Source organism: Tateyamaria sp. LSS28 (assembly GCF_059611725.1).
Window position 1 is genome coordinate 379,375 of record NZ_JCAPFI010000003.1, and the last position, 19,558, is coordinate 398,932.

The 19,558-nt window shown below is 59.4% G+C and carries 16 protein-coding genes and 1 tRNA gene; 10 read left to right on the plus strand and 7 right to left on the minus strand.

Features of this window, described 5'->3' with window-relative positions:
• Positions 1-290 precede the first annotated feature (290 nt).
• Positions 291-1,832, plus strand: a complete 1,542-nt coding sequence (locus AC53L6_RS10470) for a trimethylamine methyltransferase family protein (RefSeq protein ID WP_496907800.1) — start codon at positions 291-293, stop codon at positions 1,830-1,832.
• Between the two features lie 412 nt (positions 1,833-2,244).
• Here the strand turns inward: AC53L6_RS10470 and AC53L6_RS10475 are convergent, their stop codons facing one another.
• On the minus strand, positions 2,245-2,493 hold the full coding sequence (locus AC53L6_RS10475; RefSeq protein WP_299200149.1) for a penta-EF hand family protein: 249 nt from the start codon (positions 2,491-2,493) through the stop codon (positions 2,245-2,247).
• A 238-nt stretch (positions 2,494-2,731) separates the two neighbouring features.
• On the opposite strand from AC53L6_RS10475, the gene AC53L6_RS10480 reads away from it, so the two are divergent.
• A complete protein-coding gene (locus AC53L6_RS10480; RefSeq protein WP_496907801.1) occupies positions 2,732-3,199 on the plus strand; it encodes an RNA polymerase sigma factor in 468 nt (155 codons plus the stop codon).
• A gap of 415 nt (positions 3,200-3,614) precedes the next feature.
• Here the strand turns inward: AC53L6_RS10480 and AC53L6_RS10485 are convergent, their stop codons facing one another.
• Positions 3,615-7,274: a vitamin B12-dependent ribonucleotide reductase gene (locus AC53L6_RS10485; protein WP_496907802.1), complete on the minus strand. Its 3,660-nt coding sequence runs from the start codon at positions 7,272-7,274 to the stop codon at positions 3,615-3,617.
• 415 nt (positions 7,275-7,689) lie between these two features.
• Between AC53L6_RS10485 and AC53L6_RS10490 the strand changes: the two genes are divergently transcribed.
• Positions 7,690-8,253: a hypothetical protein gene (locus AC53L6_RS10490; RefSeq protein ID WP_299741825.1), complete on the plus strand. Its 564-nt coding sequence runs from the start codon at positions 7,690-7,692 to the stop codon at positions 8,251-8,253.
• A 6-nt stretch (positions 8,254-8,259) separates the two neighbouring features.
• Here the strand turns inward: AC53L6_RS10490 and AC53L6_RS10495 are convergent.
• From AC53L6_RS10495 to pdxH, 4 genes are all read right to left on the minus strand, one after another.
• A tRNA-Pro gene (locus AC53L6_RS10495) sits at positions 8,260-8,336 on the minus strand.
• 55 nt (positions 8,337-8,391) lie between these two features.
• Positions 8,392-8,865, minus strand: coding sequence for a DUF192 domain-containing protein (locus AC53L6_RS10500; RefSeq protein WP_299200193.1), 474 nt, complete (start codon positions 8,863-8,865; stop codon positions 8,392-8,394).
• Positions 8,866-8,867: 2 nt separating this feature from the next.
• On the minus strand, positions 8,868-9,404 hold the full coding sequence (locus AC53L6_RS10505; protein WP_299597200.1) for a cold-shock protein: 537 nt from the start codon (positions 9,402-9,404) through the stop codon (positions 8,868-8,870).
• 120 nt (positions 9,405-9,524) lie between these two features.
• Entirely contained in the window at positions 9,525-10,223 is a 699-nt protein-coding gene (pdxH, locus tag AC53L6_RS10510; protein WP_496907803.1) for a pyridoxamine 5'-phosphate oxidase, read from the minus strand.
• Positions 10,224-10,276: 53 nt separating this feature from the next.
• On the opposite strand from pdxH, the gene fabI reads away from it, so the two are divergent.
• From fabI to AC53L6_RS10545, 7 genes are all read left to right on the plus strand, one after another.
• Positions 10,277-11,083, plus strand: coding sequence for an enoyl-ACP reductase FabI (gene fabI, locus AC53L6_RS10515; protein ID WP_299599639.1), 807 nt, complete (start codon positions 10,277-10,279; stop codon positions 11,081-11,083).
• Positions 11,084-11,086: 3 nt separating this feature from the next.
• The gene (locus AC53L6_RS10520; RefSeq protein WP_496907804.1) at positions 11,087-11,695 is read left to right on the plus strand and encodes a LysE family translocator; all 609 of its coding nucleotides are present in this window, start codon (positions 11,087-11,089) and stop codon (positions 11,693-11,695) included.
• 3 nt (positions 11,696-11,698) lie between these two features.
• Positions 11,699-12,202, plus strand: coding sequence for a xanthine phosphoribosyltransferase (gpt, locus tag AC53L6_RS10525; protein ID WP_299200222.1), 504 nt, complete (start codon positions 11,699-11,701; stop codon positions 12,200-12,202).
• Positions 12,203-12,265: 63 nt separating this feature from the next.
• Positions 12,266-13,441, plus strand: coding sequence for an aminotransferase (locus tag AC53L6_RS10530; RefSeq protein WP_496907805.1), 1,176 nt, complete (start codon positions 12,266-12,268; stop codon positions 13,439-13,441).
• Between the two features lie 77 nt (positions 13,442-13,518).
• Positions 13,519-15,366, plus strand: a complete 1,848-nt coding sequence (locus AC53L6_RS10535; RefSeq protein WP_496907806.1) for a peptidyl-prolyl cis-trans isomerase — start codon at positions 13,519-13,521, stop codon at positions 15,364-15,366.
• The gene (gene trpE / locus AC53L6_RS10540; RefSeq protein WP_496907807.1) at positions 15,366-16,874 is read left to right on the plus strand and encodes an anthranilate synthase component I; all 1,509 of its coding nucleotides are present in this window, start codon (positions 15,366-15,368) and stop codon (positions 16,872-16,874) included. The genes AC53L6_RS10535 and trpE overlap by 1 nt, the downstream gene beginning before the upstream one ends.
• A gap of 33 nt (positions 16,875-16,907) precedes the next feature.
• On the plus strand, positions 16,908-17,945 hold the full coding sequence (locus AC53L6_RS10545) for a succinylglutamate desuccinylase/aspartoacylase family protein (protein ID WP_496907808.1): 1,038 nt from the start codon (positions 16,908-16,910) through the stop codon (positions 17,943-17,945).
• 3 nt (positions 17,946-17,948) lie between these two features.
• Here AC53L6_RS10545 and AC53L6_RS10550 read toward each other — a convergent pair whose 3' ends face one another.
• Positions 17,949-19,421 (minus strand): divergent polysaccharide deacetylase family protein, encoded by a 1,473-nt coding sequence (locus AC53L6_RS10550; protein WP_496907809.1) that lies wholly within the window; start codon positions 19,419-19,421, stop codon positions 17,949-17,951.
• Between the last annotated feature and the right edge of the window lie 137 nt (positions 19,422-19,558).

Here is a 19,558-nt window from a genome sequence, read left to right on the forward strand (position 1 = left end):
TGACTGCGCATGAGACCGCCCAAAACCATGCAAAGTTGCAGCGACAAGCCGCGTGCACGGTGTCGCAAACAGACAAGACAGGCGACGTTTCGCACGTCAGCGTGACGAAGAGTGACATGTTGAAACAAAGGTGACGGAGGAGCCGCACGTCGTGCAGGGCACCTTTAGCAAGATTTCACTGGTGGCACGTACCATCGGGGCCGAACGCGGCAGGGCCGCGCGTGGGCGACCTGCATCGTTGTGATCTGACCGCACACGATACTTCGCACACTTACCCATGGACTATGCAAATGAACGATCAATCCCCCTCTCGCTCTGGCGGCCGGGCCGCACGCCGTGCTGCGCGCGCCACCGCCCTCCCCGACCATCTGCGCCCGGTGCGCCCCGGCCTTGAGGGTGGCCGCTACAATCCACTGACCGACGCAGAGGTTCAGCGCATCCACACAGCTGCACTGGACGCTCTCGAAACCATCGGCCTCGCCGATGCCCCACCGTCCGGCGTGGAATACCTGACCAATGCAGGCGCGATCCTGGGCGAAGACGGGCGCATCCGTTTCCCGCGCGCACTTGTTGAAGACACCATTGCAAAGGCCAACAGATCGATCACCCTGTGCAGCCGCGACGGCAAGCACGACCTTGATCTCAGCGGCTCCCGCGTCCACTACGGCACGGCTGGTGCGGCTGTGCATATGGTCGATGTTGATGGACGGAACTACCGCGACAGCACAGTACAGGATCTGCACGACGCGGCGCGCATTTGCGACGTGCTCGACAACATCCACTTCTGTCAGCGGCCAATGATCTGCCGCGACATCCCCGACACGGTCGAGATGGAGTATAACTCGGTCTACGCCTGCGTCTCGGGCACAACCAAACACATCGGTACCAGCTTTTCTGAACCGCATTGCGTGGCGCCCGCGGTCGAGATGTTGCACATGATTGCGGGCGGGGAAGACGCCTGGCGCGCGCGCCCCTTTGTCTCAAACACGAACTGCTTCGTTGTCCCGCCGATGAAATTCGCCTCCGAAAGCTGCCAGGTGATGGAGGAATGCATCAAGGCCGGGCTGCCCGTTCTGCTGCTCTCGGCGGGGATGAGCGGTGCCACCGCGCCATCGACCATTGCGGGCGCCATCGTGCAGGCCGTGGCCGAGTGCCTAGCGGGCCTTGTCTATGTCAACGCCGTCAAACCGGGCGCACCTGCCATCTTCGGCACATGGCCCTTCGGCCTTGATCTGCGCACCGGGGCAATGTCGATCGGCTCAGGCGAGCAAGCCTTGTTGACAGCAGGCTGCGCACAGATGCACAGGTTCTACGATCTGCCCGGCGGCGCTGCTGCCGGTGCGTCGGACAGCAAGCTGCCGGACATGCAGGCGGGATGGGAACAGATGTGTTCCAATGTCATGGCGGGGCTGTCGGGGCTGAACATGGTCTACGAGGCCGCAGGCATGCATGCATCGCTTCTGGGGTTCTGCCACGAAAGCCTGATCCTGGGCGACGACATCATCGGTCAGGCCCTGCGCTGCACACGCGGGATCGAAGTGACGGATGAAACGCTGGCCCTGGACCAGATGGCGCAGGTGTGCATGGAAGGCCCAGGTCACTACCTTGGGACCGAACAGACGCTGTCGCGCATGCAATCAGATTGCGTCTACCCGACATTCGGAGACCGCACCTCACCCAAGGAATGGGCCGAACTGGGCAAGCCGGACCTCTTGGAGAAAGCGGCGGCGCGCAAGGCGGAAATTCTCGCCAGCCGCCCAGCGGCCGCACTCGAACCCGCGCTCGATGCAGATATCCGCGACACATTCAAAATCCACCTGCCAAACGCCTGAACCTGAATAAGTAGGGACCAACCGGTCAGAACGGTCCCTCTTCCCTGTTTCAAAAAAATCCTCCCCGAAGGGCCCGTCGGCCAAGCAGCCGATGCGTGGCAGGCCGAGGGCTCAGGCCTCCACATGCCCGGCAAATGGCGTCGCGCAGCGTCTTTTGGATCACCGCGCGTTGCGTTAACCGCCCAAGGTCCGCCCGTTGGGGGTGTACAGGGGGTGTACGGATGCTGCATGGGGGGTGACACCCTGTCACCAGCCTTCATCTTCATGAAAACAAGGTGAATCCACGGGCGAATCCGCCCCTGCCACACCTAAAACAAAAAAATGAGGCCCGGCCCCTGGGGGGAGACCGGACCTCACACCCCCACCCTTCACCACGCGGACAATGACACGCGGTAAAAGTCGGGTGTACGGGTTAGCCGTCCGTGGGTGGCATAAGGCCGGCTTCTTGGGCTGCGGCGACTTCATCTGCATCCAGCGCGCCATCGGCGTTCAGGTCCATCGCTGTGAAAACATCGGATGTTACGTCGGGAAAGCTTGCTTGCACTTCGTCGATGGTCAGCACGCCATCCCCATTCGTATCAAGATCCGCTGCGCCCTGGGCCACTGCAAAGGCCGGGATAGTGAGCGCTGCTACGAAAGTCAGAGAAGCAATCTTGGTCATTGGTGAACTCCTATCGAGTTTGGTTGTTTGAGGGGCCTGTTTCCGGCGCCCTTGATGTACATGAGCACAAATTTCAGGACTGCACCCCCCTCGAGATCGCCACCCCTGCAACCGCGCAAGCGCCTGCCGATCCGGGCAATTGGCATGCGCGGCGTGCTGCCCAAAAAGAGGGCGCAGCGGGAATCGGCGAAAACCCCCGGGCTATTCAAGCGGTATGAGAAAGCCCAGCTTCGCAGCCATGACTCACCCCATCAGTCCCCGCGGCCTCGTACCAATTATACCCCTGTTGACGCGGCGCGCGCTCAAGCTGGCGGGCAACCGCGCCGAGGCCGAAGACCTCGTACAGGACACGTTGCTCGCCCTGTGCCAACGGCTGCGCGACGGCCACCCGATCGACGACTTGTCCGTCTACGCAATGCGCACACTGTCAAACCGTGCGCGGCGCGGGTTGAGACTGCAGACCACGGACAAGCTGAAGGATGATCACGCGCTGACAGAACCAGATGCCCTGCTGCGACTGGATTGTGCAGACACCCTTGCCGCGATCACAAAGCTGCCCAAACCACAGCGCCAGTTGATGGAACTCGTCGTTGCCGGAGAAACCTCGCCCCGCGCACTTGCAAACAGCACGGACCTGCCTCTTGGCACGGTTATGTCGCGTCTCGCCCGCGCCCGCGCAAAACTGCGGCTTGTCCTGGCCGAGTAAGAACAGAAGCAGTCGCCCCTCCGCAGGGGCGGTGGGTGGGCGAATTTGCGCAGCAAAGAGAGCACCAACCACATCAAAAGAAAAAAGGGGGACCAAAAGGCCCCCCTGTGAGTTTCGCCGTTCAGGCTCAATATGTTAACCGCCCGGTACTTTTCTGCCTGCGGCCTGAACGTCGTTAGGGGCGAGCGCACCCGCCCCGTGTAAAGGTGGGGGGACAAAGTACCGCCCCACCCTATAGCATTGAGAAATCAAGGATTTCTCAATGAGTGAGACAGAGGGAAAGTTCACTTTCCCGGAGTCTCACCCCATTTAACTGCTGGGCGGGGACAATTATCCCTGCCCTTCTTTTCGTCGGGAGCCAGACCGATCCAGCCGGCCCGGCCCCCTCGCGCCCCTTCCCCGGGGTGCGTAACTCTTAGCTGCACCCGGACGTGCCGCCGCAGGTGTTGCACTTCATGCAAGTGCCGTTGCGCACCAGCGTGTAGTTGCCGCATTCGCCACATGCCTCGCCTTCGTAGCCCTGCATCTTGGCCTTGGTGCGGGCGTCCATGGTCGTGGTTGCCGCCGTCACAGTCGTGGTCGACACCGATGCCGCACCGTTCACAGCCACCTCGGGCACCAGCGTCTGCAATGCGACTTCTGCGTCCACCGTGACCCCTTCAGCCATGCCGCCCTGCAGCACCACCAGATCCTGGGGCAAACGCTTGCGCAGATAGCCGGTCGAGCTGATTTGTTTCAGCACTTCCAAGGACTTCGATGCTGCCGTCTCAGACAGTTCCGAAACGTTGGACACGCCCTCTTCCTCGCCCCGACCGATATCGTCGAACGTGGCCCCTTCGGGTTTCACATGCGCCAAATCCGTGCGGTCAAGGTAGGACACAGCCAGTTCACGGAACACGTAGTCAAGGATCGACGTCGCGTTCTTGATGCTGTCATTGCCCTGGACCATACCTGCGGGTTCGAACTTGGTGAAGGTAAAGGCGTCCACGAACTCTTCGAGCGGCACACCGTATTGCAGGCCCACGGACACGGCGATGGCAAAGTTGTTCATCATCGCACGGAAGCCAGCGCCTTCCTTGTGCATGTCGATGAAGATCTCGCCCAGGTTGCCGTCCTCATACTCGCCCGTCCGAAGGTAGACTTTGTGGCCCCCAACGATGGCTTTCTGAGTGTAGCCCTTGCGGCGCTGAGGCATCTTTTCGCGGTGAGATTTCACAATCTCCTTCACGATGATCTTCTCAACGATCTTTTCGGCCAGCACGGCGGCTTTTTCGGCGGGTGCGCCGCTTTCCAGCACCTCTTGGGCCTCTTCGTCATCCTCGACCAACGCAGCCGCCAAAGGCTGCGAGAGTTTGGAGCCATCACGGTAGAGCGCGTTCGCCTTCACACCCAATGACCAAGACAGCTCATAAGCACGCTGGCAGTCTTCGATAGTGGCATCGTTCGGCATGTTAATGGTTTTGGAAATCGCACCTGAGATAAAGCTCTGTGCAGCGGCCATCATCGTGATGTGGCTGTCCACGCTCAGGAAACGCTTGCCCTTCTTGCCGCACGGGTTGGCGCAGTCGAAGATGTGGTAATGCTCTTCCTTGAGGTGCGGAGCGTCTTCCAGCGTCATCGTTCCGCAGACGTGATCGTTCGCAGCGTCGATATCGGCCTTGGAAAAGCCCAGCGACTTCAGCAGGTCAAAGGTTGGGTCGTTCAGCTTTTCGGCCGGAATGCCCAGCACGCCTGTGCAGAACTCTTCGCCGAGCGTCCACTGGTTGAACACGAACCGGATGTCGAAGGCACTTTCCAGCGCCGCATCCACTTTCGCCAGTTCATTGGCACCAAAGCCATGCCCAGTCAGTGTCGTGTGGTTGATCGCAGGCGCATTACCGATGGAGCCATGGCCCACCGCGTAGCTGATGATCTCTTCGATCTGAGCCGAGCCATAGCCGAGGTTTTCGAGCGCCGCAGGTACCGAACGGTTGATGATCTTGAAGTAACCACCACCGGCAAGCTTCTTGAACTTCACCAGGGCAAAGTCAGGCTCAATCCCGGTTGTATCGCAGTCCATGACCAGGCCAATCGTGCCGGTCGGTGCGATCACAGTGGATTGCGCGTTGCGGTAACCGTTCTTCTCGCCCAGTTTCAGCGCTTCGTCCCATGCACCCATGGCGACGTCGATCAGACGTGGATCTGGGCAGTTGGCGTGGTCCAGAGCGACCGGTCTGACCGCCAGTTTTTCGTAGCCTTCGGTCGCCCCGTAGGCCGCGTTGCGGTGGTTCCGCATGACGCGCAGCATGTGATCCGCGTTCTTCTTGTAGCCAGGGAACGGGCCAAGCTCACCCGCCATCTCGGCAGATGTGGCATAGGACACGCCGGTCATAATGGCAGTCAGGGCACCACAAAGCGCGCGGCCTTCGTCGCTGTCATAGCCGTGGCCCATGTTCATCAGCAGGCCGCCGATGTTTGCATAGCCAAGACCCAAGGTACGGAAGTCATATGAGCGCTGTGCAATCTCTTTCGAAGGGAACTGCGCCATCATCACGCTGATTTCCAGTGTCACAGTCCAAAGGCGGGAGGCATGCATGTAGTCCTCGACCTGAAACTGCCCGTCCTTGAGGAAGGTCAGCAGGTTCATCGACGCGAGGTTACATGCAGTGTCGTCGAGGAACATGTATTCCGAACACGGGTTCGAGCCACGGATTTGCCCGTCTTCGGGGCATGTGTGCCAGTCGTTGACAGTGTCGTGGTACTGGATGCCTGGATCGGCACAGGCCCATGCGGCATGGCCCACTTGTTCCCACAATTCGCGTGCCTTTACCGTCTTGGTGACCGATCCATCGACACGGCTGATCAATTCCCAATCAGCGTCCTTTTCGACCGCAGTGAGGAAGGCGTTGGTCACGCGGATCGAGTTGTTCGAGTTTTGGCCCGAGACTGAGCTATACGCTTCAGAATCCCAGTCGGTATCGTAGGTCGGGAACTCGATGGACGTGTGCCCCTGACGAGCGTAGTCCAACACGCGCTTGATGTACGTTTCGGGGATCGCAACCCTCTTGGCCGCTTTCACTGCATCCTTCAACGCGTTATTTTTCTTGGGATCGTAAGCGTCCGCTTCCGCACCATCCCATGTACCAATGGCTTCAAAGATGCCGTTCAGCTTTTCCTCGTGCATCTTGGAGCCTGCGACGATGGACGCCACTTTCTGCTCTTCGATGACCTTCCAGTTAATGAAGTCCTGAATGTCAGGGTGATCCGCATCGACGATCACCATCTTGGCCGCGCGGCGTGTTGTGCCGCCCGACTTGATAGCGCCCGCGGCCCGATCGCCGATTTTCAGGAAGCCCATCAGACCCGACGACTTGCCGCCACCCGACAAGCTCTCGCCTGCGGCGCGGAGGCTGGAGAAGTTGGTGCCGGTGCCTGAACCGTATTTGAACAGGCGCGCCTCGCGGACCCAAAGGTCCATGATACCGCCATCATTCACCAGATCGTCGGCGACGGACTGAATGAAGCAAGCATGCGGCTGCGGATGTTCATAGGAAGACTTGGATTTGGTCAGCTTGCCGGTCTTGTAGTCGACATAGTGGTGTCCTTGCGCGGGACCATCAATGCCATACGCCCAATGCAGGCCGGTGTTGAACCACTGGGGAGAGTTCGGTGCAGCGCGTTGCGTCGCCAGCATGTGACGCATTTCATCGTAATAGGCGCGCGCATCTTCTTCGGTCGAGAAGTAGCCACCCTTCCAACCCCAATAGGCCCAGGCGCCTGCCAGACGGTCAAATACTTGCTTGGAGGACGTTTCACCGCCCATTTCGGCCCCATCAGCCGCTTCGGACCGCCAAAGGAACTCGGGAACGTCCTTTTCTTCGACCTTCTGCAGTTTGGAAGGCACGCCAGCCTTGCGGAAATACTTCTGCGCGATGACGTCGCTGGCAACCTGGCTCCAGCTGCCCGGCACTTCCACCTCGTCCAAGCGGAACACGACGGTTCCATCAGGATTGCGGATCTCGGACGCGGTCGTCACGAAATCAAGAGCCGCATATGCGTCCTGACCGGCTTTGGTGAACTGTCTTTCAATCTTCATCGCGCTGCCTCATTCCCAGCTGGTGTTCCGAAAGGTGCGCCTGACGTTGCAGGGCCCCATTGTTAATGCCGGCACAAATTCACTGAACCACCCGCCAGACCCGGATACGTGTCTGCGAAATCCCCTAGTATGGCGGTGTCCCCTATCCCTCGTGCCCGGCGCTTCACCTATAGCGTTGACCACTAAATGTTGTGGTGAACCACCCGGCCCACACAAACTGACGTATAGGGAGGGTTCACGTCAACGACATTTTAAAAGTTTTTTGACATCTTTTTCCTTGACCGTTGAGGCCAACTTTGTACGGCGGCGTCACATGCGATTCACTTCGTTAACACCTCGGTGTTTCGGCGAAATTTCGTCCACGGCATGCAGCCGAAAAACCCAAACCAATCTCACTACTTAATCCAGGCTGTGGATGCTTCACGTGAACTTATCCACAGTTAACGCGCGTCCAATCAGAAAGGTTTTGCCGCGCTGCGGAAAATATGATGAGGTCTGCATATCCCTGAGCAAAGGCACCCAAATGCGACCCCTTATAGTCTGTTTCGCGGTCGCGCTGAGCGCCTGCGCACCACAATATGTAGAAACTGTAGTAACGGACGAACAAGATCTGCCTGTGCGTCGCGCAACATTTGCCGCGAATCCCGCTCCACTGGATGACGCATTCCGCTCATCATGCGACGCACCTGGGGATGAGCTGCTTGTTGTATCCCGCTCTGTTGTACAATGCCGCATTCTACCGCCGCCCGACGTGGCCGCGTTTCTTGTGCTGCAATACGATGGCGCGCTCGAAGCGCCGACGCTGGTGGTCCAAAAAGAGACAGACAAAGACAACGGGGACTTCGTTGTCGAATTGTCTTATTTTGCAGAGGTCGTGCAAAAATCAGGCAACCCGAGACGTATCTACATCAAGCAACGCGCACTGGATCAATTGATGGATCAGTTGCTGGTCGCAACAGGCGGAATTGCATCTAACTAGGTGAAATGGTCGGAGCGAGAGGATTCGAACCTCCGACCCCCTGTACCCAAAACAGGTGCGCTACCAGGCTGCGCCACGCTCCGACCGTGGCGCTGTCTTAGACGGGGCAAACGCAATTGAAAAGCCCAAAGCGTGCAATCAACAGGGCCAAACTGCGATATCTTGATCAAAGCTGGGGTGTCGCATCTGCGCCCCTTCCTGAATCCCCATCATGCGCGCAAGGCCTCCGTTGATTTCGAGGACATGAGTAAGGCCATCCCCCCCGGGAATGGGCGTCTCATCCAGCGGGATCGCCTCGTGATGTATCTTGGTTACCGTTCCAGTCGGATCCACGAATAACAGATCAAGCGAGATCAGAGTGTTTCGCATCCAGAACGACAGCGGTTGCGGGCGGGGATAGATAAATAGCATCCCCTCGCTTGTTGGCATTGACGGTCTGTTCATCAGTCCAATGGCGCGCTCACGATTGGTATCTGCAATCTCGACGTTAAAGCGCGCCGAACCAAAATCACCACGCAGCCAAACAGTCGCATCATTGCACTTTGCTGCAACAACCTGCGCACATAGACAAAAAATCAGTGCTGCAAATGCCCGATGCAACGAGCCGCGCATGATCAATCGCCCTTCTTGGTGAGCGCCGCTTCCCACGCCAACACTTCGGCCGCCATGTGACCGCGCTTTCCATCAATCACGCGCAACGCAAGCGCTTCGCCCGGCTGGAGGTCAGACAAACCGGAGCGGCGCAATACTTCGACGTGCAGGAACACGTCGTCTGCACTGCCGAACACATTGGCAAATCCAAACCCCTTACCCTTGTCGAACCACTTGACGCGACCCGGTTGCAACGGCGCATCTGTCACATCGTGCTGATCCATCTCAGCAAGATCGGTAAGGGAGGACGAATCCGTATGGTCTGGTGGTTTTATCGATATGACCTCGACAGCCTGCACGCCACGCTCCGTATGTTGGATACGCACGTTTACCTCGGCGCCATCCGCCACCGAAGACTGACCAAAGTTTCGCAACACATTTACATGCAGCAAAATGTCCGGACCACCTGAATTGGCCACGATAAAACCGAATCCCTTAACGGGATCGAACCACTTCACGGTCCCAGTGACCACATCCGTATCTTGAGTGTGTTGTGACACGACTTGTCTTTCTATGAGTGCATTATGCCGCATACCAAGACTTGCGCCATTTTCACCTCATAATTCAAGCATGAAATACTGTTTATAATTCAGTTATTTACATTTCACGCTACGTGAAATTCATGGGCTGAGCCGTGTCACTTGCCACGCAGAACCAAGTTTTTCACGCCTCCAGCAGAAGCGATCATGCAATCGAAATGCGCCGTCAGCCCAAAATTCGATCTCAACCGGTGTGATCCTGTAGCCGCCCCAAAACGGTGGACGGGATGGATTGGTGCCCTGTTGCGCTGTGACCTTGGCGACCGTAGCCATCAGTGCGGCACGACTGTCCAGCGGCGCACTTTGGTCTGACGCCCATGCCCCAAGGCGTGATTTCAATGAACGGGATGCATAGTAGGCGTCAGCCTTCGCTCCCTCCTCTTTCTCGACAATACCGCGCACCCGCACTTGCCGCCGCAGCGACTTCCAATGCATCACAAAGGCGGCCTTGCCCGCCTGGTCCAGTTCTGCCGCCTTCGCGCTGGTGTAATTCGTATAGAAGACAAAGGCGTCATCCTCGACATCCTTCAACAACACCATGCGGACATTGGGCAAGCCCTCAGCGTCCACGGTGCTGAGCGCGATGGCATTCGGATCGTTCAGCTCCGCCTCTTCTGCCTCAGCCATCCATGCACGAACAATATCAAAAGGGTTCTCGCCAGCGAATTTGCCCGCTCGGTCTGCCATATCTGTCTCCTGTCGTGTTTTGAAACAGCTAGCCCTGCACGCAACCAGGTTCAACTGCCGCACCCTCTCTTGATGCGTGTTGGGCAATGGCATAAAGCTGGCCGCCAGACACAAAGCCGAAAACGAGGGACGGGATGGGTAGCGACATGGCGAGCGATCTGATGACAGGCAAGCGAGGTCTGATCATGGGTCTCGCCAATGATAAATCCATCGCATGGGGTATTGCACGGACTCTCAGCGAGGCTGGGGCCGAACTTGCGTTTTCTTATCAAGGTGATGCGCTCAAGAAGCGCGTCGATCCGCTGGCCGCTCAACTGGGCAGCGACATCGTGCTTCCTTGCGACGTGGGCGATGAGGCATCGATTGATGCCCTATTCGAAGCACTGAAAGAGCGTTGGGGCAAACTGGACTTTATCGTCCACGCCATCGGCTTCTCGGACAAGAATGAGTTGCGCGGCCGTTATGTTGACACAAGCCGCGGCAATTTCACGCTGACGATGGATATCTCAGTCTATTCATTCACCGCGGTAATGCAGCGGGCCGAAAAGATGATGACAGATGGGGGCAGCGCCCTGACCCTCACATACTACGGCGCTGAACAGGTGATGCCGCACTATAACGTCATGGGTGTCGCCAAGGCTGCACTTGAGGCGTCGGTCAAATATCTGGCCGAGGATCTGGGCAAGGACAACATTCGCGTCAATGCGATCAGCGCTGGACCGATCAAGACCCTTGCAGCCTCGGGCATCGGCGACTTCCGCTACATCATGAAGTGGAACGAGTACAACTCGCCCCTGCGGCGCAATGTGACCATCGATGATGTTGGCAAATCGGCGCTGTTCCTGCTCAGCGATCTGGGGTCTGGCACGACCGGCGAAAATCTTCACGTCGACGCGGGCTACCACGTGGTCGGCATGAAGGCGGTCGACGCGCCTGACATCGAAAAAGGGTAACGGATGAGCCTGACACTGGCAGAGCTTGTTGCCTTCAATACCATCCTGCTGGCTGCCTTGCTTTCACCCGGAGCAGCCATGTTGTTCATTACCAAGGCAACCGTGACAGGTGGCCGAGCCGCCGGGATTGCCACCGGCATTGGTCTTGGCACCGCGGCCGCGATGTGGACCCTCGCGGCATTGCTTGGACTTGAGGCTGTGTTCACGTTCTTTCCATGGACTTACACCGCGCTCAAGATCGGAGGGGCGCTGTACCTGATCTGGATTGCCATCCAAACGTGGCGACATTCGCGCGACCCGCTTGGGGATGCACCGAAACCGCGCGGACAAGCGATCTTGTCCGGAATACTTTTGAATTTGGGCAACCCGAAATCGATGTTGTTTGCGGCGGCTGTGATCGTCGTTGTCTTTCCCAAAGGCCTCGCGGCGGCTGATATCGTGGCGATCGTCCTGAACCACTGGCTGCTTGAACTGGCGTTTTATACTCTTCTCGCCCTTGCTCTGAGCACGCCGCACATTCGACGCGGCTATGTCAGCCTCAAACCTGTTTTCGACCGCATCGCGGCTACACTGCTTGGCGCGCTTGGCCTGCGCCTGATCCTGGAGAAATAACCAATGGCAGACCGCCTCCCCCATGAAAAAGGGTTCCACATCAGCTGGGATCAAATCCACCGCGACAGCCGGGCGCTCGCCTGGCGTCTTGATGGACAAGGACCAGACAATGGTGCCTGGCGGGCCGTGGTTGCGATCACGCGGGGTGGCATGGCACCAGCGATGATCGTCAGTCGCGAGTTGGACATCCGCACTGTGGATACGATCAGCGTCAAATCCTACCATCACCAAAGTCAGGGAGAGGTTGAAGTGCTGAAGGCACCTGACGCAGACCTGATGGGGGATGGCACAGGCATCCTTGTCATTGACGATCTGGTCGACTCAGGCCGCACCCTCGAAGTGGTGCGCGATCACTACCCAAAGGCGCATTTTGCCACTGTCTATGCCAAGCCCAAAGGCGAGCCGATGGTTGATACGTTCATCACCGGCGTCAGCCAGGACACCTGGATCTTCTTTCCCTGGGACATGGCGCTGCAATATGTCGAACCCTATCGCGGCACTGATTAATCCTCTTCATCTTGCCAGATAACTACCGCCGGAGACTCCGGTGCTTTCAAAACGAGCGACCTCATGACCCTGACGCGCACCGCATCCACATTCGCTCCTCCGGTGATGGAGGCGCGGCGCTGGATTGAAGGCGTCAATTTCCCTGAAAACCGTCCGCTGATCAACGTGAGCCAGGCCGCTCCGGTCGATCCTCCACCGGATGCCCTGCGCCAAGCCATGGCCGATGCGGCTCTCACCAAGGACGACGCGCATCTCTACGGTCCGGTTCTAGGCATGACGGCCCTGCGCGCCGGATTGTCTGACCAGATCATCCGGCACTATGACGCGCGCACGACGACAGAAAACATCGCCATCACCTCCGGCTGCAATCAAGCCTTCGCCGCGACAATCGCAACGCTGTGCGAGGAAGGGAATGAAGTTATCCTGCCAACCCCATGGTATTTCAATCACAAAATGTGGTTGGACATGAGCGGGGTTGCCTCCGTGCCGCTGCCTGTCGGGAACGGTATGTTGCCGGATGTCGCCGCAGCAGAGGCTTTGATCACAGACCGGACACGCGCCATCGCACTGGTCACGCCGAACAATCCGGCAGGTGTCGAATACCCCGACAACCTCATGCTGGATTTCTTCGAATTGGCAAAGGCGCGCGGCATTGCCCTAATCGTCGACGAAACCTATCGCGACTTTGACAGCCGCAGCGGCGCGCCCCATACCCTTTTCCAGCAGGATGGCTGGGATGAGACGTTCATCCATCTCTATTCGTTCTCCAAGACATACCGATTGACCGGTCACCGGGTCGGCGCATTGGTCGCGTCCCCTGCGCGTTTGGCCGAGGCCGAGAAGTTCCTTGATACGGTCGCCATCTGTCCCGGCCAGATCGGGCAATACGCTGCCCTTTGGGGGCTTGAGAACCTTGGCAATTGGGTCGCCGGAGAACGGAACGAAATCCTTGTTCGTCGCAAGGCCATTACCGATGGGTTTCCTGTGTTGGCGGACAAAGGTTGGGAGCTTATGGGGTTGGGCGCCTATTTCGCCTACATGAAGCACCCGTTCGATATGTCGTCGGCCGAGCTTGCCCCGAAATTGGTGCAGGAGGCGGGCATCCTATGCTTGCCCGGTACAATGTTCTGGCCCGACGATGCCGTCGAGGGACGCCAACAATTGCGCATTGCATTCGCCAATCTCGACGCCAGCGGCATAAATGACCTGTACACAAGGCTGTCAGCCCTGACCCTTTGAATCCCACGCGCTCTTGCCCGTCTCAGGCAGTGCCGTTAGACATCCTCAACCGCAACGACACCCGTTAGAAGGCGCACATGGCCAAGAGCAAAACATCCATCTCGAAAATCGCCGTTTGGATCCTTCTGGGCCTTTTATTCGTCGGTCTCAGCCTCGGCTTCGGCCTTGATGGTCTGGGCGGTACGATCCGCACCGTGGGCAAGGTCGGCGACAGGCACATCGATGTGCAAACCTACGCCAATACGCTGCAGCGCGAAATGCAGGCGGTTGGGCAACAGACGGGCAGCCCACTGACCTTTGCCCGTGCACAAGCCATTGGACTGGACCAGGCCGTTCTGGCCCGTCTGGTCCGCGCCCGTGCGCTGGACCACGAAGCAGGTGAAATGGGCCTGAGCGTGGGTGACGAAACGATCCGAGATGAAATCCTGAACATTCCAGCGTTCCGTGGCCTTGATGGTTCGTTTGACCGCGACGCCTATCGCTTCACCTTGGATCAGCAAGGCACCAGCGAGTCGGAGTTCGAAAATCAACTGCGCGAGGAAGTGTCCCGCTCAATCCTGCAAGGTGCCATCGTTTCGGGTGTCAGCATGCCTGAAACATATGCCCGCACGCTGGTGTCCTTCCTTGGTGAAACCCGCGACTTCACATGGGTGCGTCTGGGTCAGGCCGACCTTGAAACGGCACTGCCCGCACCCTCGGACGAGGTGTTGCGCGCGTATTACGACGACAACCTTGACGACTACGAACTGCCCGAAACTAAGCGCATCACCTATGCAGCACTGCTGCCCGACATGATCCTGGACTCCATGGAGGTTGAGGAAAGCACGCTGCGCGCCGAATACGACGCGCGGGCGGATCAATACAACCAGCCCGAGCGGCGCCTCGTTGAACGTCTCGTCTATCTTGATGCAGATGCAGCTGAACGCGCGGCGGCGCAGCTCGAGGTGGACGGCACCACGTTCGAAGCACTGGTGACGGAACGCGGGTTGGAATTGGCTGATGTCGACATGGGCGACGTGAACCGGCTTCAACTGGACGCAGCGGGTGAAGCTGTTTTCAATGCCGAGGTCGGAGATGTCGTTGGACCCCTTCCGTCATCGCTTGGCCCGGCGCTGTTCCGTGTGAACGGGGTCCTGCCTGCTCAGACCACCAGCTTTGAGGATGCCGAGCCGCAACTGCGCCAGGAACTGGCGCTGGACGCCGCACGCCGGCAGGTCGCCGTTCTGGCCGAAGAGTTCGACAATCTGTTGGCCGGAGGTGCCACGCTCGAAGAATTGGATGCGGAAACCGACATGCAGCTGGGCACCATCGATTGGTTCTCGGTCATGGGCGACGGAATTGCAGCCTATGATGGCTTCCGCGACGCCGCAGTCGAACTGACCCAAGACGACTTTCCAGAAATCGTCCAACTGGACGATGGCGGTATCGTCGCCATGCGGATGGACGACCTACTGCCGCCACGCCCCGCCCCGTTTGAAGAAGCGAAGCTGAACGTGCAGGGCAACTGGGAAGCTGAGCAGACCGAAAACAGGCTGACCGAAACGGCCGAAGCGCTGCTGCCTGCACTGGAAGCAGGCGAAAGCTTTGCCAGCCAATCCTTGGACTCCATCGTTGAAACCGATCTGGATCGCAGCGCGTTTGTGCAGGGCACGCCGCCCGCGTTCATGCCCGCAGTGTTCGAGATGGAGCCCGGCGACGTTCGCATCATCCCCGGCTATGGCGCGGTGCTGGTTGTTCGCCTCGACGCAATCAACGAAACCACTGACACACCGGAAGTGCAGGCGGAAACCGAAGCGCTCAGCGCCGAGATGGGCCAGCTCCTCGCCGGTGAAATCTTCAACATCTTTGGTGAAGACGTTGTGCTGCGCGCGGGAACGCAAATCAACCAGCAGGCACTGGACGCCGTGCACGTGAACTTCCCCTGATGGCACTGGTTCCCGATTTCGACAGCTTTGCCGCAGCCTATGCGGAGGGCCAGAACCAAGTGGTTTACACCCGGCTGGCGGCAGATCTGGACACACCTGTGTCTCTCATGCTGAAGCTAACGGGTGCTCAGAAAGATGCCTTTGTACTTGAGTCCGTCACCGGCGGTGAGGTGCGCGGGCGATATTCGATCATCGGGATGAAACCGGACCTGATCTGGCGCTGCGATGGCGAGGCATCCGCTATAAACCGGATGGCACGCTACGACACTGACGCCTTTGAACCACTCGATGGCAATCCGCTTGATGCACTGCGCGCCCTTATCGAAGAAAGCCGCATCGATCTGCCCGACGATCTGCCTCAGGCCGCGGCTGGTCTGTTTGGCTACCTGGGCTACGACATGATCCGGCTGGTTGAACGTCTGCCCGATGTGAACCCCGATCCGCTGGGATTGCCCGACGCACTGATGCTGCGCCCATCCGTCGTCGCCGTGCTGGATGGCGTCAAAGGCGAGGTAACCGTCGTGTCCCCCGCATGGGTCAGTGACGGCCAATCGGCCCGCGCTGCCTATGCACAGGCGGCGGAACGGGTGATGGACGCGGTCCGCGATCTTGAACGCGCAATGCCGGTCGAAACCCGTGATCTGGGGGACGCAAGCCCGCAAGCCGAACCGGTATCGAATTTCACCAAGGACGGCTACAAGGCCGCAGTGGAAAAGGCGCGCGACTACATCAAGGCGGGCGACATCTTCCAGGTCGTACCGGCGCAGCGCTGGACGCAAGAGTTCCGGGAGCCTCCCTTCGCACTCTACCGGTCGCTGCGGCGCACGAACCCGTCGCCCTTCATGTTTTACTTCAACTTCGGTGGGTTTCAGGTCGTCGGCGCAAGCCCCGAAATCCTAGTCCGTGTGTTCGGCAACGAGGTCACGATCCGCCCGATTGCAGGCACCCGTCCCCGCGGGGACACACCTGAAAAGGACAAGGAACTGGAAGCCGATCTGCTTGCCGACAAGAAAGAGCTGGCAGAGCACCTCATGCTACTGGACCTCGGCCGCAACGACGTGGGCCGCGTGGCCAAGATTGGCACCGTGCGCCCCACCGAGGAATTCATCGTCGAACGCTACAGCCACGTGATGCACATCGTGTCGAACGTCGTGGGCGAACTGGCCCAGGGCAAAGACGCGCTTGATGCGTTCTTTGCCGGGATGCCTGCTGGCACCGTGTCTGGCGCGCCCAAGGTGCGGGCGATGGAGATCATTGACGAGCTGGAACCGGAAAAGCGCGGGGTTTATGGCGGCGGTGTCGGCTATTTCAGTGCGGGCGGCGACATGGATATGTGCATCGCCTTGCGCACGGCCGTTGTTCAGGACCAGAAGCTCTACATCCAAGCTGGCGGCGGCGTTGTCTATGACAGCGATCCCGAGGCCGAATTCATGGAAACAGTGCACAAGTCTGGTGCCATTCGGCGGGCGGCTGCGGACGCCGCGCGCTTTGGCGGCGGCAATCAGTGACGCACAGACTCGCGTGGCAATGGGTCAGAGCTGATGCCGCGTGACGCGTTCGAGCTGGGCGGCACAAGTGTTGCAGCAGGCAGCCGCGCATCGGTAGCCCTGCCCGTTTCGGATTTGCCGGATCACACGCCGGTTTCCCTTCGGGTCGAGGTTTTGCACGGCAAACGCCCAGGCCCAACCATGTTCGTCAGCGCCGCTGTACATGGGGATGAGGTGATCGGGGTAGAAATTGTACGCCGTCTGCTCCGCACATCGCAGCTCGACAAATTGCAGGGGACTCTGCTGGTTGTTCCGATCGTAAATGCATTCGGCTTTCTGGCGCGATCCCGCTATCTGCCAGACCGCCGCGACCTGAACCGTTGTTTTCCCGGCAGTGCGAGCGGATCCCTTGGATCGCGCTTGGCCCACATCTTTCTGAATGATGTGGTTCTGCGCTGCGATTTCGGCATCGACCTGCATTCAGCAGCCGTTCATCGCACCAATCTGCCGCAAATCCGCATCACGCCTGGCGACCCGATCACCGCGAAAATGGCGCGCAGCTTTGGTGCGCCTGTCATTCTGACGTCGTCCCTGCGCCAGAGGTCATTGCGTGGCGAGGCGGCCGAGCGCGGGACACCCGTCTTGCTTTATGAAGCAGGTGAAGGCCTGCGCTTTGATGAGTTTTCTGTGCGCGTAGGTGTTGCGGGCATCCTCCGCGTCATGCGCGACCAGGACATGTTGGCCGCCAAGGGCATTGCACACCCACGGACACCATCTTTGGCCTGCAATGGCTCTACGTGGTTGCGCGCGCCCTCCGGTGGTCTGCTGCGCACCTTCCGGGCCGAGGGCGACGTGGTGGAGGAAAACGAGGTTCTGGCGGCCATTTCTGACCCAGCAGGGTCAACGGAAACCGAACTCATTGCCCCGTCGTCCGGTATACTCATCGGGCGCGCCGTTCTGCCCGTCGTGAACGAGGGAGACGCCGTGTTTCATCTGGCCGAGATCAGCCCCACGGCAGACGAAGACACGGTCGGAGCGATGACGGCCCAATTGGAAACCGACCCACTCTTTGACGAGGATGAGATTATCTGAGCGCTATTGCGGTTGTTCGGCAAGCAACTGCAGGACAGATGACACTGGCGCAAGCGCCACACGCTCTGCCCTGTCTTGCAAGCCCCACAACAACAGGGCCGAGATTGTGTCCGGCCGCACCCGCCCCACCATGATCACACCGCCTTCTTGCCCCGCGCGGAACGCCGCTTGATCCAAAAAGCGCCGGATGACCGTGGGTGTCTGACCCGCGCTGTCGAAGTCGCGGAACACGAGGCCTGTCGGCACACCGTCGCGCGCGGCCAGCTTTTGCGCCGTATTCAACCCTTTGGATTGCAGGATCAATCCGTGACCGGATGCCAAAACAGCCGCAGCCACCTGGTCAGACGCGTCGCGTGTTTCTTGCAGACCTGTGCCTGTCCCTTCCATCACTGCAACAGCTTCCGGCACGGCATCTATGGCCGCCGAAAGCGTCACCTCGGTATCAGAGGCCGTTGCACCCGCAGGCAGATCCAAAAGCGCCGCAACCTCGAACCCCTGTCCGCGGTACTCGGCGGCCCGCTCCGCTGCATCGGGCAGCGACGCCTTCACCGCGAATGTCAGCGGATAGGGAAAACTCTGCAAAGCAGCGAGGCCAACGCTGCCGCCAGTCAGATCTGCGCCCTCATCAATCAAGACAATGGACATCAAGGGCTTGTCTTCAGGGTTCTCGAAAGGCGCAGCATAAATCTGGATCGGAGGCCCATCTGCCGCTGCACCATTTGCCACCTCGTCCGTCTCTGCAAGCGGCTCCTCCGCACTGGGAGCGCGATCGACCAGGGACGTGGCAGGGCGCCCAATCGTGGGTCGTGCAATATCAGTCTCTGGATCCAGCGCCGAGGGAAGTGCGGCAGACCGTTCAGGTGCTGTTTCTGGATCAGCTGGTGTATCGACCCGCTCGGGAACGTCCGGAGCCGGGGCAGCATCTGGCGCATCGGGCGCCGCAGCTTCGGCGGTTGGCGCGTCCGTGCCGTCAGGCGTTGTTGGCGCGTCTTCAGCGAATGCGCTTGGCGCATCCGGAACCTGCGGTGCAGGCGGTTGCGCGGGGTCTGTCGAAATGGACAATTCCGTCTCACCCACAGGCGCTTGTGGCGCTTCGCCCTGTGGGCTGGGCTGCACCGGTGCATCCGTGTCGATTGCGACAGTTGCACCTTCACCAACCTCGGCAGGATCAGCCAGCCCTTCTGCCTGACCGGTCTGTGGTACAGATGGTGTATCGGCACCCGCCGCTTCTGCGGCAGTCAGGTCATCGGCCTCCGGACTGTCGATTTGTGGCGCGTCACCATCCATGACCAGATCGGCATCGCCACGGGTCTGCGGCGTCTCGCCTGTGCCTTCCTGAGGTGCGTCAACACCCTGCGGTGCGCGCACGACTGCATCTGGCGCCGTCGGGCCGTCACTGGCAATAGACAAGGCCGCCGCGCCTGCAACGCTCACCACGCCACCCCAAAAAATGCCGCTCAGAAAACCCCGTGCCATATCTGACCTCTTTGCCTGTCCCGCTGTGACCTCGCTTTGCGATGTGCCACAGCCTGCTCTTCGTGCCTGTTCGAACACCCCCCGCCTCTTGACGCTGGCGGGCAAGCCTGAACATGTATGGCGCAACTATACCGGCC

What these genes read in the sequence shown, in the direction of transcription:
- AC53L6_RS10470 (WP_496907800.1), top strand. Translation starts at nt 291, where the DNA reads ATGAACGATCAATCCCCCTCTCGCTCTGGCGGCCGGGCCGCACGCCGT.
- AC53L6_RS10475 (WP_299200149.1), bottom strand. Translation starts at nt 2,493, where the DNA reads ATGACCAAGATTGCTTCTCTGACTTTCGTAGCAGCGCTCACTATCCCG.
- AC53L6_RS10480 (WP_496907801.1), top strand. Translation starts at nt 2,732, where the DNA reads ATGACTCACCCCATCAGTCCCCGCGGCCTCGTACCAATTATACCCCTG.
- AC53L6_RS10485 (WP_496907802.1), bottom strand. Translation starts at nt 7,274, where the DNA reads ATGAAGATTGAAAGACAGTTCACCAAAGCCGGTCAGGACGCATATGCG.
- AC53L6_RS10490 (WP_299741825.1), top strand. Translation starts at nt 7,690, where the DNA reads ATGCTTCACGTGAACTTATCCACAGTTAACGCGCGTCCAATCAGAAAG.
- AC53L6_RS10500 (WP_299200193.1), bottom strand. Translation starts at nt 8,865, where the DNA reads ATGCGCGGCTCGTTGCATCGGGCATTTGCAGCACTGATTTTTTGTCTA.
- pdxH (WP_496907803.1), bottom strand. Translation starts at nt 10,223, where the DNA reads ATGCCATTGCCCAACACGCATCAAGAGAGGGTGCGGCAGTTGAACCTG.
- fabI (WP_299599639.1), top strand. Translation starts at nt 10,277, where the DNA reads ATGGCGAGCGATCTGATGACAGGCAAGCGAGGTCTGATCATGGGTCTC.
- AC53L6_RS10520 (WP_496907804.1), top strand. Translation starts at nt 11,087, where the DNA reads ATGAGCCTGACACTGGCAGAGCTTGTTGCCTTCAATACCATCCTGCTG.
- gpt (WP_299200222.1), top strand. Translation starts at nt 11,699, where the DNA reads ATGGCAGACCGCCTCCCCCATGAAAAAGGGTTCCACATCAGCTGGGAT.
- AC53L6_RS10530 (WP_496907805.1), top strand. Translation starts at nt 12,266, where the DNA reads ATGACCCTGACGCGCACCGCATCCACATTCGCTCCTCCGGTGATGGAG.
- AC53L6_RS10535 (WP_496907806.1), top strand. Translation starts at nt 13,519, where the DNA reads ATGGCCAAGAGCAAAACATCCATCTCGAAAATCGCCGTTTGGATCCTT.
- trpE (WP_496907807.1), top strand. Translation starts at nt 15,366, where the DNA reads ATGGCACTGGTTCCCGATTTCGACAGCTTTGCCGCAGCCTATGCGGAG.
- AC53L6_RS10545 (WP_496907808.1), top strand. Translation starts at nt 16,908, where the DNA reads ATGCCGCGTGACGCGTTCGAGCTGGGCGGCACAAGTGTTGCAGCAGGC.
- AC53L6_RS10550 (WP_496907809.1), bottom strand. Translation starts at nt 19,421, where the DNA reads ATGGCACGGGGTTTTCTGAGCGGCATTTTTTGGGGTGGCGTGGTGAGC.